This window comes from Carboxylicivirga caseinilyticus (assembly GCF_050589785.1).
GTDB classification, from domain to species: domain Bacteria; phylum Bacteroidota; class Bacteroidia; order Bacteroidales; family Marinilabiliaceae; genus Carboxylicivirga; species Carboxylicivirga caseinilyticus.
On record NZ_JBNGOX010000047.1, the window covers coordinates 19,569 to 36,460 of the forward strand.

Genomic DNA, 16,892 nt, shown 5'->3' on the forward strand with positions numbered 1-16,892 from the left:
TTGTTTTGGCTAAGAGAAGTGATTCAGGCTGATAAAAATTAAAACAGGAAGGAATAATATACTTCTTCCTTCCTGTTTTATATGAATTTAAAAGTTGATTATTTTAATCGGATGTATTTCTCTGTATTATGGTTGTCAACAGGGATCCAGTTGTCATCAACCGGCCATTTTTGTATTAATGTATCGTTACGCACTATGATAATCATATTAATTGTTTCACCAACAAGAGCATCATCTGGATGGTTGATAATGGTTTCAGTGTAATGTGTGTCTTCTAACGTGTAGGTGCCCCAACCATGATAATTGTAATGGATGGTGTCTATTTGCCATTCTCCGCCAATAGTGAAGCCTCCTGTAGTCCATGATTTTGTTGCTTCCCCGGTAGCTCCTCCTGGGTAGGAAATTTCCATATTTGGATACTCCATAAAAATCATTTCCCATACACCTTCAATAGGATCTTTGGTTTTCTGCTCGCAACCTATGATGATTATGGAAAACACCATAAGAAAAAACAATTTTGCTTTCATGATTGGAAATATTTAGTGAACAGCAAAGTTACTCCCAGATTTATGGTTTGTCCAGTTTAAGAGAATGATAAACTAGCTAACATCTATAAGAAAAGGTTTTAAGAAGTGAGGAGATCAATAAGATGTAACAACAATCAAATTTCATAACAGCATCACTGTTATAATGTCGCTTACATTTTAGGTGAGCTTAAGTGATTAAATATCAAATAATTTTCAACCACAGATTACGCAAATTACACGAATTGAATTTTAAAGGTGCGTTTAAATGATAAAAGTCGTTAAATGAAGCCTGAAAGGCTGACTGTAATAGCCGTGGGTTTTAACCCACGATATGAGTGATCTGTAAATCCGTCGCACGCAGTAACCTTCTTTGCCAAATAGCTCTTATTGCGACGGGATAGTATTATTTTTCAACCACAAATTTCACAAATCTAAAAAGGTCTATGGCTATTAAGAAAAAAGGTGGATTGCTCCACCTTACTATTAACAAACTACTATTAGAACCCCTCAGGGTAAGAATACTTTAATATTTAATCAAATAAATTGAAATTTTGCCTGATTAATAAAGTTCAAAAACAGGCCTTCCTTCATTGTCAAATTTTACTTCCATTACACGGGCATGTCTGTTTGGATCGTACAATGGATCAGCAACGATTTCCTCCAATGGACGTTTATCGCTCTTAGGCACAACCGTAGGATCGCCAACTGCTTTGTCGTAATCACGTGCATGATAGATGCATAAAGGAGTAACGCCGTCTTCAGCAACTGTAAAGCTGTTATGTCCCGGACCATAAATCTTTTTATCGTAATCCGTTTGGAATACAGGATATCTCGATTTCTTCCACGAATTTCTATTCAGCAGGTCTGAGTTCTCATCCGCTTCCATCAAGCCCATGCAGTAACATGCACCCGTGGCACTTGCCGAAAAAGTAATATATATCTTGCCGTTATTTTTAATCACTGCCGGACCTTCGTTTACCCAGAAATCAACTCTTTCCCAGTCATAATCGGGGGTGGTAAGCATAAACTGAACAGTCTTCAGTTTAATAGGTGATTCCATTTCGGCCAGATAAAGATTGGATGCAGCAAACTGACCACCCGTTTTTTCGGCCCAACAGAAGTAACGTTTTCCTTTGTTTTCAAAAATGGTAGCATCCAGCGAAAAGTCAATAAATGATTTATTATCATTATCGGCAGCCTGCATCATACCCAATTCAACCCACTCATCTTTTAATGGATCCTGACCTTTACATTCCAACACATAGGGTCTTAATGCCCAAATGTCATCTTCTTCACTGGCGGCGAAATATACGTACCATTTCTCATCCAGGTAATGAATCTCAGGTGCCCATATATGGCGACTCATAGGACCTGATTCGTGCTTGAACCAAACATCAAAAGTTTCAGCATCTTTTAATCCTTCCAATGTTTTTGATCTTCTCAGTTCAATCCGATCGTAAGTAGGTACTGAACCTGTGAAATAGTAATAGCCATCGGTATGTTTGTATGCAAACGGATCAGCTCGTTGCTCCACCAAAGGTTTATTGCTGTATGTAGCCATTTTAAATATGAATTTTTGCTTTGATTGTTTCGTAATATTTGTCGGTAATTTTATATCGATGTATCAGTATTCCATTGATAACATGGAAAACGCCCGGTATAATTGTCAACATCAATGATATACCCAATAGGGCTGTTTCGGATTGTACCGGATTAGGAATTTCTTCGGTTGCTGCTACATATCCAAACCATGATAGCAATAGACCCACAACAGCACCTGCAATACCCATACCTGCTTTCTGAGCAAATGAAATACCTCCGAAAGCTAAACCTGAAACACGAACTCCTGTTTCTGCCTGACCATAATCAACAGCTTCGGCAATGGCAGTCCAAAAGATAGGAGCATGCACATCAACAACAAAAGATAGAATGAAATACATAACATATGCCACCATCATACTTTCGGGTTGTGGTTGAACAAGTACAAACATTAATACACTCAAAATACCAACCCCAAATTGCGACATCCAGAATAATTTAACCTTACAGAATCGTTTGGTTATTAAGGTTGATGCAGGCATGGCTAGTATGGCTGCGGCAACACCTGTTCCCATAAAGGTTGATTGAACTATTTCATCGCCTCCAAGGTAGTATTTGGCATAAAAAATGGCTACAGAAGCACGTATTACATAACCGGTAGTACCTGACAGGCAAGAGCCCAGCAATAATACCCATTGGTTGTTCTTAAAGAGATACTTTAACTGTTCTAAGTACGGAGTTTTTTCAACTTCATGTTCAACACGCTCTGAAGTAGTGAAAAAGCAAAACAAAAACAATACTGTGCCTAAAAATGCCATAACACCCATTGCAGCCTGGTAACCAGTTTTTAAATTGGGAGTTTCCAGTTTTTCGTATGCCAGGTTTAAGCCATTGATCGAAAAGGTAGACCAATCTATTTCACCCACAAATTTTGCCATGATAGGTACTAATATCGAAACACCGAAAGCGGCAACCTTTGCAAAGAATAAGCGATATCCACTGGCCGATAACCGCTCTTTAGGATCGTTGGTAAGAACACCGATTAACGAAATGTATGGAATGGTTACTGAAGTAAACATTAAGGTAACAAAGATATAGGTTGCGTAGGCATAAATTAATTTACCTGCATATTCAAAGTCGGGTGTTGAAAAGGTAAAAAACACTGCCAAACCAAAAGGAACCGATAAATAAAGGAAATAAGGGCGAAAACGACCCCACTTGTCTGATTTATATTTATCAGTAATAATTCCCATCAAAGGGTCACTAATGGCATCGATCAGGCGCACCAGCAAAAACATAAGAGCTACGTCTTTGGGCGAAATGCCGAATATATCAGTGTAGAAATAAGTTATGATTAGAAACATGGAAGAAATCACAACATTTACTGCTGCATCTCCCGATCCGTATCCGATTTTTTCGAGAATACTTAACTTTTGATTTTTCATTAATTGATTATAAAAGTTTGTTTTTCATTTAGCTAATGGAGTTTATCTAAAATAGTAGCTTTTTTAATAGTTACTTATACCATTTTTATTGGTTCTCTAAATGGTGCAACAAAAATTAGATCATCTCCTACTTACAAAGATTGATTGTAATTTTCGAATTACGGTGGAGAATTGATTCCAATAGGTGGAGTTTTAAGGCTTCAAAGAAGAGGATTTTGGTTGGTGCAGGTGCACAGGCGGTACGAAATATCTGGTTTTAAGTTAGATTGTGTTTGGTGTGTGTTTGTAATTCCCTTTGTATAGATTAAGTAAAGCTGAAGGGTTGATCAAGAATTTTTTGCTACGTGATTTATGTTTTGTTCAGAGTTTGAGCGTAAGAAACGAGTGTAATATTGCCAAATGGTTAGAAAGCAAAGTAAACAAATAGCACCTGTAGAAACATCCATGCATTATTTTAAAGGCTATTTACTATTATTTATTTCCTGCTTAATTTTATATCTGTTTTTTACAAATCATTAAAAATAATGGGTATTTCTTTATTTTGGCACCCATCTTTTTTTCAATTACATAGCACTCTTTATAGTAAACAACCTTGAAACCCGATTCTTCTAATTTTTCACTTAGTTCATCTTTGTCAAATCCATTATGACCGTCAAAATCATTGAGGTGTGAGTGAAAAGATCCATCCTCTTTTACCAAATCGGCTACACATAAATATCCGTTAGATGCTAATGTGGAATTGAATACTTTTAGCGTCTTGTTAATATCGGTCATATGATGAAGCGTCATCAATGTATAGATTACATCAATTTTAGGAAGAGGGATTTCATGGTCGAACAAATCAATTTTAAGAGGAGTGAAGTTTTTAATATTCCCTTTATCAATCTTTTCCTTTAAGACATTTATCATCCCTTCTGAATTGTCAACGAGAATGATCGATTTAAAGTTGTCTTTGAGTTTGAAACTAAGTAATCCTGTTCCACAACCAAATTCCATCGCACTCATCTTATTATCAGGATGAATAAAATCATTTATTTCTTTGGCGAAAATTTCAGCTCTCTCTACCTTTTGCGGATCCTTATCCCATTCTAATGCCTGATTATCAAAATGCATACTAACTTCTTTTATCAATATTAAACCAAAATTTATAAGTCAAATTTATCAAATCGTAAACATAGGTTTGTCACAAAAAATACCAAATTACCTTATAACGATTGGATATAATTGCGCATTATGAACCAGATGCCTTTAATACATCCATTTTGCATCATTTTGTATTACATCATTATACCTGTATTGGGCAATTCTTACAATCAAATCCTTTGGTAAGGGTTTATCATATGGAAACTGAATTGTGTCTTTGCCGGTTTTAAATAAGGACAATTCATTTTTAAAAGGTTCCAGTGACGGACCGGTTGGCATAAAGGTTATATGGTTTTTAAAAGCAGAATAGGAGAATAAAATTCTCTTTTCAAAAAATACGGGGTGGCCCCATTTCAATTCTTCGGTTGCATTGGGTGCAACAGATTTTAAAATAGATCGAATCTCATTTAGCTTTTCCTGTGCATAATCAGGTGTGGCTTTTAAATACTCTTCAACTGTTTTATGCTTTGTCATATAAGAATAAATTGGGGTGACCGTCAATATTTATAGTGCAGCAAACCTTGTGATGTATTATTTTATCGAAACTGTTTTGGCTTCTGTTTTTGACTTGCCGACTGACAAATTTCACTAATTCGCTTAAGTCTGGTTTCAGGTCTCTTGGCTGAACCAATCCAGTACAACAATATTTTTTTATTCGACTTGCTTAACGTATCAAAGTATTCCGTCGCATTTTCATATTTTTTCAATTCTTCAGTCAAATCAGCTGGAATAACAAGTGCTTCTATTTCATCCATTTTTGTCCACGAACCGTTTCGCTTGGCAGTTTCTATACTATCAAAGCCTGCCTTGGTCATTTGTTTGTTTTCAATGAGCATAGCAACTTTCTCTTTGTTTATAAGTGACCAGGAACTATTGGGTTTTCGTTTACTGAAATATTGCATAAACCGATCGGCGTCAATGGTTTTTCGTGTACTGTCGATCCATCCAAAGCAGAGTGCTTCATCAACCGCTTCACTCCAGCTAATCGAAGACGCCTTTGATGATGACTTATAATAAATTAGCCAGACTGACTGTTTTGTGACGTGATTCTTATCAAGCCATTGGCGCCATTCTGCTCTGCTTTTAGGGGTAAATGTTTCTATTTCTTTTTTAGTCATGCTTTTTTATTACCAACTCTATTTTGCTTGATTTGTTTTATATCGCCAACCCCGGCTCAACTTAGTGGTGTCTGCATTGCCAAAAAATATCTCCTGCCTAGCTTTATTTCTGCGGTTCAGAGGCAGATATTTTGACCATTTTCACTGTTTCGTTACGAAAGAATTTTTCGTCATAAATTTCCTCTATTTCACAGAATATCTCCAGGTAGTCGCTTTCAAGCTTGTTAATGGTTACATATTCTGTCCAAGCGTCATTGTGTTTTAATAGAATATATTTTCCTGTTTTGCCAATATCCCATTTGCCAATCGGGATATCTTCCAGAAATATTTTTTCGCCTTGTTTTACAATTGTACCTGATCTTGTTAATCTAAAGGTTTTATCTTCATTAAAGTCGATCTCGTATTTTGGATTCAGCAAAGAATCTATATTATGAAAATCCTGAAAGGATGTGTCGATACGTATAGGATTATTTATAGCAATCCATTTTCCAATTAAATCTTTTTCTAATGATTTAAGAACGATGCTATCAGGAAGTTCTTTTTTTATCAGTTCAATATTTTTTAATGTAGGAGGCTCATTTGAAAAAAAATTATATTCATACGTGTTTCCAATTAAAGCATTAATGTTCCGATCATAAAAATGATAAACTTTTATTTCAAGTTCAATTCTATCTATGATGCCTAAAAACAAATGGTTTTTATACCAGTCAATTTTTCGATCACCACAATTGGTATAGCCATTATCACCAAAGTCTTGATTAATGACTACAAATGCACTGTCAAGAAAATGAAAGTCAAAACCATAATTAAGTGATGAGGTATCAGTTTTAACCAGCCAGTTAGTATTTATCAAAGATTTACTATCAAGTCCGGTTTTATCAATAATATTTGAATCAACAATCCTTTCAAAATAGGTTTCTCTGATAATTGTTTTACTGATTTTATCAATTAGAAAGATGCTGTTATCGGAAATCTGTCCTTTTATGCTGTGATTGTTTATTTTAACCTTTAGCTTATTGTTTTTTACCTTGTAATCACATTTAATTTCTCCATCACCAAGTCTCTTTACAATAACATTTTTATCATCAATGAAATCGAGTAATATATACGCTTCTTCGTAATATGTATCTGTTTCAGTCGAATCTAATTTTATAGTAACATCTTCATTTTCACTTATAACTACACGTTCACTGACAGATCTTAACTCCTTGACATGGCTTGAAAACCAAATGCCTTTTAAATCCTGACTATTAGCATTCGAAAAAGTTAGAATTATAAATCCGCATAATATTTTGTGAAGTGTCTTCATAAGGCATGCTTTATTCCAGTTCTTCTTGCAACGTATTTTCTTCTTTATTCTGATTTTCTCGATATTTCATATATGACTCAAATTCCTCTTCAGACATAGTTATCCGATAAAATTCTATTTCTTCTTTTGTACGCAACTCTTCATTCTGAGGATCAGCACTAAGTGCTTCAATTATATGAATATATTCGGGATAATTACGAAATCGAATCTTGGCAATTGTCAATTCGGAAATTAAAACTAATATAAGTCCAAGTGCTCCAATAATTGTCAATCTATTTAATATCATTAAATAGCAGTTGTCTTTATCTCTAACGAATTTTATAATTGATGTAATAAGTACGATTAGGGTGGCTATTAATCCCAGGAACAATAACTTTTTAGCACCTGGATAATGTAGAATTCTAAATAAAATACCTCCACAGGTAAGAGATAATGCAAGTCCTGATGCTATAGAGATTATAATTCTCAATTTAGATATTCCTTTAAATGTTTTCGCGCTAATATTTTGTTTTAGCTCTATTTTGTTAAATAAAAGAATACTAAATACATAATAGAAAATAGTTAATAAACCCAATGAAAGTAATATTAATAGAGTGCTTCCGGGCACTAAAAACAAGTACATTAAGAATCCTATAAAGACAATTATTCCTAATATTAGTTCAATTTTTTTCATATATACAATTTCGTTATCAATATGTTGCTCAACGGTGCGCCTAGCCACCTGAATTGGCCCGGTTTGCGTATATTATATTCGCTTTTTTGTTTGTGACTCAGCTGACGCGGGAGCTGTATTCCCAAAACACGCAAAAGCCAGGGCTACTTTATAATGGCTTGTTGTATGGCGTTATTATATTTACATCAGATATTTATTGCAAAACAAAGCTAGTTTGAACTATAATGCATACTTTTATTGGTTTTCCATCAAGTTTTACAGGTGTCCATTCTGGTGAATTAAGAATGACTCTGGCTGCTTCAGCATCCAATATTTTATCAGCACTTTGTATAATACGTAACTCTATAACTTTACCTTTTTCATCAATAATAAACTGAGATATAACTTTTCCTTGAATTCCATTTTCCATTGCCATTAAGGGGTATCTCAGGTTCATCGCAACATATTTTTGAAAAACATCATCGTTTATGTGAAATACTGGTGGTGTAAAATCACCTATTATTTCATTAATTAATTTTTTTTCTATTAAATCATAGTTTGGTATGTCAGAATATGTAGTGTCTTCATAACTAAATTCAATATTATAATCTACATGTGAACCTGTTCTTGAAATCCATATACCAGTTGGAACTCCATTTTTAAAACATCTTTGTCTAAATAGTTTTTTCCCTTTACGATTCATCATTTTATGACAGATAGTCCCATCAGGCATTTCAATAATATATTCTAAAACTTTTCCCTCTTTCTCTGATACTTGCGGTCCACCATATTTACTCTTATAATATAATGTATCAATAATATTCTGACTAGATACCATTGATAAAACGAGGAATAGCATCAATTGGATCAATATTAATACTCTCATCTCTTTTAATTTTTCACCATTTATAAAATCATGTTTCTTAAATAAATTTCTGCGCAACGCTAATGCCATACAAAGGCGTCAGGACGAGCAAAGCCAGCCATGCTTTATGCCAGTGTGTTGTGTGTAGGTAGTTTTGTTTGTCTATTTTAGAAATAATATTTTAGCCTTTATTTCTGTAAAATTGTTTGCAATTGAATCTAATAGTAAAAAGTATCCTCCCAGGTATATAATGTTTAAGTAAATATTAAAAACCACATAGTATAAAATAGAACATAACAACAGTATTGCACCTATACCGGCACTTTTAACTAGATATCGCACAATCACTCGTTTTTCATCAATATTATCAAGCATTCTTTGGAAAATATCCGTGGGATAAATGGCAATACATGAAAGTAAAAAGAAGCCCAGAAACAGCACAAAAAACTTAAAGGTTGTAAAAATATGATCTTTGTTCTCGAGTGCTAAAATTACATTTGTTAGAATTAAGGGTCCTTGTATTTCACCCACAGTTGTTGAAACATTATCATGTTCTTTGAAATCGCCAATAACAATAATTCTGTCTTTTGCCAGATCCTGAATAGCGTCTTTCCCTAAGAATACAAGTGAACATAAATCTGTTAAAGTGTATTTTGATGAATTAATATCGTGCTTAGTAATTCGGAAATTAAGAATGAAACTGTTTAGTTCGATACTCATTCTTTTTTTTGAAACATTTTGATTTAATTCGTTATACACTTTTAGTGGTAATGATGCTACTCCATTGTCAGATTTTAAATTGTATTTTAAGAAAGTGCCATTTATAGTTTCAATATCACACAGCCCGCAGTTAGCATTGAATATAGGTTTAATTACTTCGTCTGAATTGTTCGTGTATGAGCATGTAATAAAACGTGGCAGACTATCTATAGCCTTCTGCAGCAAGGAATCGGCATCAGATTGATCTTCGAAAATAATATCAGCTATTACATATTTGTAGTTTTGTGTTTCCTTCAGGTCATTTAAAAAGGAAGCCAACATTTCCCTGTTAACTATTACCGAATTATCAAACGGAGGTTGTTCATTCTGAATAATGGTATTACTTGATGAGGTATTCACGAAAAGAAACCGATGAGAATCGATTTCTTTTTCGGAATTCAGGATAATATTCTTAATAACATTACCCCAGGTGCCTATTCCTTCAGCTTTTGGTTGAAAGATCATTACATTCTGAATTAAGAATGTAAACAGAATCAATAACAATGAGTTGGCAGTGCTAAGACCAAGGCACCATTTAGTCTTTCTTGCTAATAATTTTTTTAATAGCCTTTTCATCAAAGTTGCCATAAGCCATGTTTAGATATTGAAAAATGAAATCATCTTGTTTTTCTGATGCAATGTTACTATTTAATATGGTTTCAATTTCATCTTGAATAACTGTATCATCAACAAATACCAGATTCATCCCGGAAAGCGAAAGAGACTTCTTCGCCCTGCTGTCATAATAGAATAAATTATAATTACTGACTTCCGATGGTATTATTGGGTTTCCATCGACACTATGTAAATCTTTAGCATTAATAATTACTCCATTGCCTGAGAATGGTAATTTTTTATTTATTGATTCGCCCTTATAATTGTAACGTATAAAGAAGAAACTATTTGCGTTTAATGGATAATTTGCCGTATCAACATAAAAAACATTTTCGGTTAAAAGCAAGTACCCAATATTATTAAAGTAGAGATAAAAATCTTCTGTGTTTTGTAAAAGTTCCAGACTTCTAGAACTGGTAGTACTTCGTTCGGCAAGGTATTTTTCCTTAAGAAATGCAAAAAGCTCGCTGTCCTTATTGATATTGCCTTCAGGGGTTAATTCTATGCTTCCCTTTATGTTGTGCAATACGTATAAGATATCTTCGTTTGTCGAGAATTTTATTTTGTCGTTATCGTATAATTTGTCGCGAGACTTAATGGGCTTATTGTTGACTGTTATATTACCCTTACAACTAATTACATAATAATATTCTTGAGAATATATGTGGCAAAAGGACAGTAATGCCATCGCAACTAAAAGCAATTTAATTTTTTTCATATTATTTCTTTATTGTCCAATTAATTCAAAAGCGCCCCAAAAGTAAGGGTGTTTATACTCTAATAATAGCTGTTTTTGCGCATTATGATATGCTTTATATTTGTCCCCCGAGTTTAAGTAAGTTTCATAAAAAACTTTCATAAAACTACTTGTAGCTTCATCATCCACGCTCCATAAGCTAATTAACAAAGCATCAGCTCCGGCAATTTTTAACGATCGTTGTAATCCATAAACACCTTCGCCACTCTTTAGACTACCCAAACCACTTTCGCATGCTGATAGCACTACAAGTTCGGTGTTTTGAAGATTTAATGTGGTGGCTTCGAATGCTGTAAGTACGCCATCATCATTTTGTGTTTTTGCCCCAGGAGGGTTGTTTATACCGGCAAGAACAATCCCGGAGTTGTGCATGGCATTTTTCTCCGAAACCTGAAGGTTTTGTTTGCTGCCTCGAAAAACCACACCTCCCTCTTCAACCACTTCATTTTCTAGCATTTCACCCGAAAAGAAACCGTGAGTAGCTATGTGTAAAATCAGAGGGCTGTTCATACTTCTTAAATTACTCTCAGTTGCCTCTTGTTTTAGATAAACTGTTGATTTTAATTTGTTTGAAATTAACAAATCATTAATTGCAAGTACTTCCTCTTCGGTGCCAGGTAAGTCTGTCCATGTTGCATTCTGAAGATTTACACTACGTTTCCTGACTGAGAGCCCATCATTTTCTGTTTTTTCAGATGGTAAGCTTTTAATACCGTTAAATGCATAAGCAGGCCTGCCGAAAAGATATGCGTCTTTGGATTTTGAAGGAGAGTCGTTTAATAATATTTCATCTGTTCGGCTTAGGGTAACAAGGTCTTTCTCTTTGAGAAGAAAATCACCGGTAGCCGGATTTATCAGAGTATTAAGGTTAATCAAATTATATACACCATCTTTTGAGAGGTAAATTTTTTGTATATCTCCTAAATTATTAGCTACGGGTTGCCAATACTGGGTGTATAAATCGTTTTTATAGTTTGAGTTAATAAAGCTCTGCATACTTGACCTATATTCCTGTAGATATTTATTTTCCAAATCATTACCATTATTTAGAAAAACAATTTCCGGAGAAGTAGAGTTTTTTGTTAGAATTAATGCTGCATAATATATTTCTTTCGTAAAATCACCTTCATATTTTCTAAAACGAATCAATTCAATAGCTGCTTCCGAGGGGGCTAACTTATTTCTAACATCGCTCCAGTCATAAGTCGTAGTTGTCGAAAATGTTAACTGATGTAGTTTTTCAGACAATGCTCTTTCCAGCTTATCTATATCATTTTTTATCCCATCTAAACTTTTAGTTGAAATAGATGCATTATTTAATTTAACCGAGAATAAATTCTTATTGATTATCCACTGACGATAGATATCTTTTACAGCAGCATCATCGCTTTTGTTAATCAGGTTTAATATTTTTTCCTGATTCCTATGTATTAAACCTTTTGTGGCTAGACGGTAATTATATAATTGAATTCTCAATTGAGGGTTGCTTCCCTTATCCTTTAATACAAGGGTGTTAAAAGACTCTATCATTGGTGCGATACTCGTAAAATACATATTTTCTTTTTCCTGTTCCGACAAGTATTTAAAGTCAGTTCGGATGACACCAATTAAAATTTCACTTGCTTCGCTGAGGTATTTCAAAGCATCTTCTAATAACCCGGCATCCATTAATCCCTGCCCAATTTCTCGTAATAGATAGGTGTTTATATAACTATCCTTTTCGTAAAACTCATATTGAATGGATAATGCTTCTTGAAAACACGTTCTGGCCTTGTCAAACTGTTTAAGTTTTAAGAAAACTAACCCCAAGTCTTTATTATACCTTGGAAGATTGATTCGCCAGGTTCCTATTTTTTCAAAATTCTTTATACCAGAACTAATATTCTCACTAGCATTTTGAAGCAATTTGGTATCACTCTGTTGTGAAAAATATTTGTACTGAAATATACCCATATCAATTTTCATTTGAGCCAATGATTCCTTTTTTCCCTTATAAGTTAAAAATCGTATAGACCGGAGTGCTCTTGATTGATATTCAATAGCTTTGGTATACTCACCCATTGAGGAGTAAGATTGAGCTGTATTAGAAAGGGTTGTCGCAAACATTGCACTTTTTTCTCCGTCCAACTGCCGACTGAGCTCAACATTTTTTTCAATAAAACTTAAATCGGCTAGATCAGGATTATCTTTTGCTAATGCTGCATTATACCATGATAAATACCATAAGGACACAGATAATGGATTACGGTGGTTTGGTGTATATAATCTTTTTTTTATCTCATACGAATCTGTAAATAATCTAACAGCTTCAATATAGTCTTGTGTATATTGTACATGCCAATTAGCTTTCATATCAAGACATTCAGCATATTGAGTTGAATTTCGTCCAAATTCCTTTTCAGCATATTCGGTAGTCTCATCAATAATTTTACCTTGTTCTGATGCCATACCTAAATAAGCCATAGGACCTGTCATTCCCATTAATAAATCAAAATACATTTTATCCTTAGTGCCACCTTGTTCAATAGCAAGGTCTCTTGCTTTATAATAAGCATTAACAGCACCGACAAAATCCTGAGTTTGATATATTTTAATTGCATTTTGAAATTCATCAGTCCATGACTGGGAATTAGAATTAATAGTAATACATAATAGCAATAAAACGGATAATATTAATCTATAATTGGCTTTCATGTCTTATAGTGCTTTTCTTAGGCTAAATATAACTGTTTTTAATGTTTGAATAGGATATTACATTTTTCATCTCTTGGATTTCCAGAATTTACTTGCACACAACGGTGGCAATATGCGGAGGCTGGGATTTTGAAGCACTTTCCTGTCAAACCGTTGTGATTTTGAGTAAATGTGAAAAGGCTCAAATTGGCAATATCGCCCAGCTTATGTATATTGCGTGTTAGTGCCTGGCATTTGTTTGTATTTCAACAATAACCATTTATTTATCAATAGATTTAGAATGAAGTTTTATTATTAATTCACGAAAGTTCCTAGCTGAAACAGTTATAACTTTTTATTATGGTTTCCCAAAGAATATTTTATTTTGAGCCAAACCAATCTTGTAAATCGCGTAATTACTAACTGGAGCGGATAAATTTACTTCTGAAATCAAATGTTCAGATATAACAGTCATTGTTTTATCAGTGTAAAAGTTGACTTCAGAAATTGTCTGTACTGCTCGTTCATTATTGTTTTGATCAACAACTAAAATAGAATGCTTACGACCTTCTAGTAACTTTTGCATGGACCTACGCATCAAAGGATAGAATAACTCGATTTCCCCAACGCCATCCATTTCAAAATCTTCTATTGTTTCCTGATACCATTCCACATTAGATGTTGTTGAATTAATAATTGTAAGTTTAGAAAGTAGTTTATTACGAATAATTTTATCCCGATCTACGTCAACTATATCCATTGGATCTAAAACTGCACCAACTGCAAGATAATCACCTTCATAAGCTGTTATTTCAATTTCTGATTTTACATTTATATACCTTCCAACAATCCAGAAAAAAGGTGGAATAGTCATTGTAAAACTTACTTTGGCATGCCCAATGGCATCATCCACATTATCAGTAGTTTCGTAATTAAAAGCGCTGGTTAAGATACGTTGTTCTCCCTCTGTTGCTGTTTGATAATCCATACCATTAAAATGTAGGTTGGAAACACCACTATTTTGATTATAAACTTCTATCGAAATATTTTCATATTCTATTTCCTTTTCTTCTTGAATTGCTTCTTTATCACAAGCTGAAATGAACATTATAATAGCATAAAAAGCAAGGTATTTTCTATAATTCATAGTATAAAAGATTAAATTTTATATAAAGTTTTCATTCTATAGGATTTAAGACATAACATTCTACCTTAATAGATAGTGTAATATTACAAATATTTAATTTTTGAGTTTTAATATATTTTTCTTGAATTCTCATATTTAAATAGACAGTTCTATTTAGCGTCTAATTCTTTACAATTACATGAATCGCAGTATTTTTTCCTGTCTGGTTTATAATTAAAATATTTGCATATGCTTGATGTTTCGCTTGGCACTAACTACCTTATATCCACTATTACTATTTTATCTATATCAAATTGCTGTATTATAAGTACAAAAACATTTTAAATACTTATCAGCGTATTTAAAAAAGATATCGTTTATAAACGGATATAAAATTGTCAACCTTGGTTTTGGTGTAAATGGGGAGGTAATTGCATTAAGCTTCATAGTGTTTGGTTTAGTATTGATAACTACAAAAATAGCAGAATATGCCAATTATACTAATCAAACATTTATTAAGTTTAACAGTGATGAAGAAAAATATGCTTTTACTGCCCGGGAGGGTTCACTTTTCATGAGGGAAGGACAAAAACTATCGTAGGAAGGTAGAATAGGAGGGATTTAAATAAAAATATTGCCGCAGGATGCAAAATACTCCGCCAGGAAGGGGTAAAGTTGATCAGGAGAGGTGTAATAGTGGTGGTTTTTCAAAAAATATTAGCCAGGACGGGATTCCTTGCCCGAGGATGTAAAAAACCTTGGCGAGGATATAAAAATATGTCTCCGGGACGGAGAAAACCTCGCCAGGAAAGGTCAAACCTCGCCAGGAAGGGTTCTGTCCTGGAGAGGACAATAAAATTGAGGGTTTTAGAATTGCACCTGTGGATAAAATATTTCGGCAAAGACTCTAAGCGATTGATTGACCCGTGGTCCGTTTAGCTGCACCATATGTTGATCAACTGCATAAACACGATTGTTTTTAACGGCCTTGAGTTCTTTGTAATGTTCGTGTTGGCAAAAAGCCTCCAGCATGCCCGGCTCAATCAAAATAATATCCGGGTCTTTCTGCATCAGCGTTTCCAGGTTATAGTTCCAGCCGTTAACATCCTGAGCGATATTAATACCTCCGGCTAAATTGATCATTTCGGAGATAAAGGTATCTCCGCCGGCAGTAAAATCGCCGCCTTTGCCAAATCCCACCACATAATAAACCTGAGGTTTGGGCTGGTCGGCAGGTATCAATTCAACGGTGTGTTTCATATCGGCCTGTATGGCTTTCCATAACGAATCAGCTTTCTCTTTTTCGCCAATCAGGGTACCAACATTCATAATCAGATCGCCGGCTCCGCTAACTGATTCCTGACTCAGCAACCAGGCAAAGGGCATTCCTAGCTGTTCGATACGGTTAGCAGTTTCTTTTTTGAAATGAGTGGATGCCATCACCAGATCGGGTTTAAGTTTGATCATTACCTCCAGTGAAGGATCGATTAATCCGCCAATTGCCGGAATGGATTCTACTTCGGGTGGATAATAACAGTAGGAGGTACGACCCACCAGTTTTTTCTCTTCGTGTAAGGCAAACATTACCTCCGTAATGGCCGGAGAGCAGGAGATGATGCGTTGCGGTACTTTATCCAGCTTTAATTCTTTGCCATTGCTGTCGGTAAACTGAACCGATTTTTCGTTGCTGCAATTGTTTGAATGGCATGATGCTATCAGAATAGCAATCAATAGTATGGTAATGTTTTTAATCTTCATAAGGCATTAAAATTCGATACATTCCTGGGCCATAACCCCGTTTTTGTATGGGTGTTTAACATTGTTTATTTCTGAAACCAGATCTGCTTCTGCAATGATTTCAGGTAAGGCATATCTGCCTGTCAAAACCAGGTGACGTTCAGGGAAACGACTTCTCATCTGTCTTATCAGCTCAATCAATTCATCGGCTGTGATCAATGTCTCTTCAAATTTTTCAGGCAATGACAGGGCAATATTTATTTCGTCTAACAATATAAAATCATAACCATCAGCCATTACTTTGTGTTTAGCCAGCTCCCATGCCGACTGAACTGTTTCAACAGTATCTTCTTTTGAAACCGTCCAGGTGCATCCGGCACCAGCCTGGTAGTTTTCAACTCCTAAGCGGTTCATCATGTTTATTTCGCCATAACCCGATTCAGGTGATTTCATAAATTGTATGACACAGGCTTTTTTATCATGTCCTAACGTGCGCATAAGCATACCCAGGGCCGAAGTCGTTTTGCCTTTTCCGTTTCCGGTTATTACTATGGTTAATCCTTTGGTCATTGGATGTGTGATGTTTTGATGTGTGATGTAAATCTGGATTTCTAAAAGTCTAATGGT

15 protein-coding genes are annotated in these 16,892 nt (G+C 34.5%); all 15 read right to left on the reverse strand.

Features of this window, described 5'->3' with window-relative positions; translation table 11 throughout:
• Positions 1-98 precede the first annotated feature (98 nt).
• Positions 99-527, reverse strand: a complete 429-nt coding sequence (locus tag ACRD62_RS18970; protein ID WP_430821691.1) for a hypothetical protein — start codon at positions 525-527, stop codon at positions 99-101.
• A 559-nt stretch (positions 528-1,086) separates the two neighbouring features.
• On the reverse strand, positions 1,087-2,088 hold the full coding sequence (locus ACRD62_RS18975; RefSeq protein WP_430821692.1) for a family 43 glycosylhydrolase: 1,002 nt from the start codon (positions 2,086-2,088) through the stop codon (positions 1,087-1,089).
• A 1-nt stretch (position 2,089) separates the two neighbouring features.
• Positions 2,090-3,511 carry an MFS transporter gene (locus tag ACRD62_RS18980; RefSeq protein ID WP_430821693.1) on the reverse strand — a complete coding sequence of 474 codons (1,422 nt, stop codon included), beginning with the start codon at positions 3,509-3,511 and terminating at the stop codon, positions 2,090-2,092.
• A gap of 492 nt (positions 3,512-4,003) precedes the next feature.
• Positions 4,004-4,624: a class I SAM-dependent methyltransferase gene (locus ACRD62_RS18985; protein WP_430821694.1), complete on the reverse strand. Its 621-nt coding sequence runs from the start codon at positions 4,622-4,624 to the stop codon at positions 4,004-4,006.
• Positions 4,625-4,759: 135 nt separating this feature from the next.
• Positions 4,760-5,128, reverse strand: a complete 369-nt coding sequence (locus ACRD62_RS18990; RefSeq protein WP_430821695.1) for an iron chaperone — start codon at positions 5,126-5,128, stop codon at positions 4,760-4,762.
• A gap of 62 nt (positions 5,129-5,190) precedes the next feature.
• Positions 5,191-5,772 carry a YdeI/OmpD-associated family protein gene (locus ACRD62_RS18995; RefSeq protein WP_430821696.1) on the reverse strand — a complete coding sequence of 194 codons (582 nt, stop codon included), beginning with the start codon at positions 5,770-5,772 and terminating at the stop codon, positions 5,191-5,193.
• A 103-nt stretch (positions 5,773-5,875) separates the two neighbouring features.
• On the reverse strand, positions 5,876-7,081 hold the full coding sequence (locus ACRD62_RS19000) for a hypothetical protein (protein WP_430821697.1): 1,206 nt from the start codon (positions 7,079-7,081) through the stop codon (positions 5,876-5,878).
• Between the two features lie 10 nt (positions 7,082-7,091).
• Positions 7,092-7,754, reverse strand: coding sequence for a hypothetical protein (locus tag ACRD62_RS19005; RefSeq protein WP_430821698.1), 663 nt, complete (start codon positions 7,752-7,754; stop codon positions 7,092-7,094).
• A 193-nt stretch (positions 7,755-7,947) separates the two neighbouring features.
• Entirely contained in the window at positions 7,948-8,688 is a 741-nt protein-coding gene (locus tag ACRD62_RS19010) for an energy transducer TonB (protein WP_430821699.1), read from the reverse strand.
• A gap of 72 nt (positions 8,689-8,760) precedes the next feature.
• Positions 8,761-9,822, reverse strand: coding sequence for a CHASE2 domain-containing protein (locus ACRD62_RS19015; protein WP_430821700.1), 1,062 nt, complete (start codon positions 9,820-9,822; stop codon positions 8,761-8,763).
• Positions 9,823-9,892: 70 nt separating this feature from the next.
• On the reverse strand, positions 9,893-10,690 hold the full coding sequence (locus ACRD62_RS19020; protein WP_430821701.1) for a hypothetical protein: 798 nt from the start codon (positions 10,688-10,690) through the stop codon (positions 9,893-9,895).
• A gap of 9 nt (positions 10,691-10,699) precedes the next feature.
• A complete protein-coding gene (locus tag ACRD62_RS19025) occupies positions 10,700-13,423 on the reverse strand; it encodes a CHAT domain-containing protein (protein WP_430821702.1) in 2,724 nt (907 codons plus the stop codon).
• 337 nt (positions 13,424-13,760) lie between these two features.
• Positions 13,761-14,549 carry a hypothetical protein gene (locus ACRD62_RS19030; protein WP_430821703.1) on the reverse strand — a complete coding sequence of 263 codons (789 nt, stop codon included), beginning with the start codon at positions 14,547-14,549 and terminating at the stop codon, positions 13,761-13,763.
• Positions 14,550-15,395: 846 nt separating this feature from the next.
• Complete coding sequence (locus ACRD62_RS19035) at positions 15,396-16,286, reverse strand: ABC transporter substrate-binding protein (protein ID WP_430821704.1); 891 nt, start codon at positions 16,284-16,286, stop codon at positions 15,396-15,398.
• A 6-nt stretch (positions 16,287-16,292) separates the two neighbouring features.
• Entirely contained in the window at positions 16,293-16,835 is a 543-nt protein-coding gene (locus tag ACRD62_RS19040; protein WP_321412037.1) for a cob(I)yrinic acid a,c-diamide adenosyltransferase, read from the reverse strand.
• Between the last annotated feature and the right edge of the window lie 57 nt (positions 16,836-16,892).

Coding starts and splice junctions, on each gene's coding strand:
- ACRD62_RS18970 (WP_430821691.1), bottom strand. CDS start 527: ATGAAAGCAAAATTGTTTTTTCTTATGGTGTTTTCCATAATCATCATA.
- ACRD62_RS18975 (WP_430821692.1), bottom strand. CDS start 2,088: ATGGCTACATACAGCAATAAACCTTTGGTGGAGCAACGAGCTGATCCG.
- ACRD62_RS18980 (WP_430821693.1), bottom strand. CDS start 3,511: ATGAAAAATCAAAAGTTAAGTATTCTCGAAAAAATCGGATACGGATCG.
- ACRD62_RS18985 (WP_430821694.1), bottom strand. CDS start 4,624: ATGCATTTTGATAATCAGGCATTAGAATGGGATAAGGATCCGCAAAAG.
- ACRD62_RS18990 (WP_430821695.1), bottom strand. CDS start 5,128: ATGACAAAGCATAAAACAGTTGAAGAGTATTTAAAAGCCACACCTGAT.
- ACRD62_RS18995 (WP_430821696.1), bottom strand. CDS start 5,772: ATGACTAAAAAAGAAATAGAAACATTTACCCCTAAAAGCAGAGCAGAA.
- ACRD62_RS19000 (WP_430821697.1), bottom strand. CDS start 7,081: ATGAAGACACTTCACAAAATATTATGCGGATTTATAATTCTAACTTTT.
- ACRD62_RS19005 (WP_430821698.1), bottom strand. CDS start 7,754: ATGAAAAAAATTGAACTAATATTAGGAATAATTGTCTTTATAGGATTC.
- ACRD62_RS19010 (WP_430821699.1), bottom strand. CDS start 8,688: ATGGCATTAGCGTTGCGCAGAAATTTATTTAAGAAACATGATTTTATA.
- ACRD62_RS19015 (WP_430821700.1), bottom strand. CDS start 9,822: ATGATCTTTCAACCAAAAGCTGAAGGAATAGGCACCTGGGGTAATGTT.
- ACRD62_RS19020 (WP_430821701.1), bottom strand. CDS start 10,690: ATGAAAAAAATTAAATTGCTTTTAGTTGCGATGGCATTACTGTCCTTT.
- ACRD62_RS19025 (WP_430821702.1), bottom strand. CDS start 13,423: ATGAAAGCCAATTATAGATTAATATTATCCGTTTTATTGCTATTATGT.
- ACRD62_RS19030 (WP_430821703.1), bottom strand. CDS start 14,549: ATGAATTATAGAAAATACCTTGCTTTTTATGCTATTATAATGTTCATT.
- ACRD62_RS19035 (WP_430821704.1), bottom strand. CDS start 16,286: ATGAAGATTAAAAACATTACCATACTATTGATTGCTATTCTGATAGCA.
- ACRD62_RS19040 (WP_321412037.1), bottom strand. CDS start 16,835: ATGACCAAAGGATTAACCATAGTAATAACCGGAAACGGAAAAGGCAAA.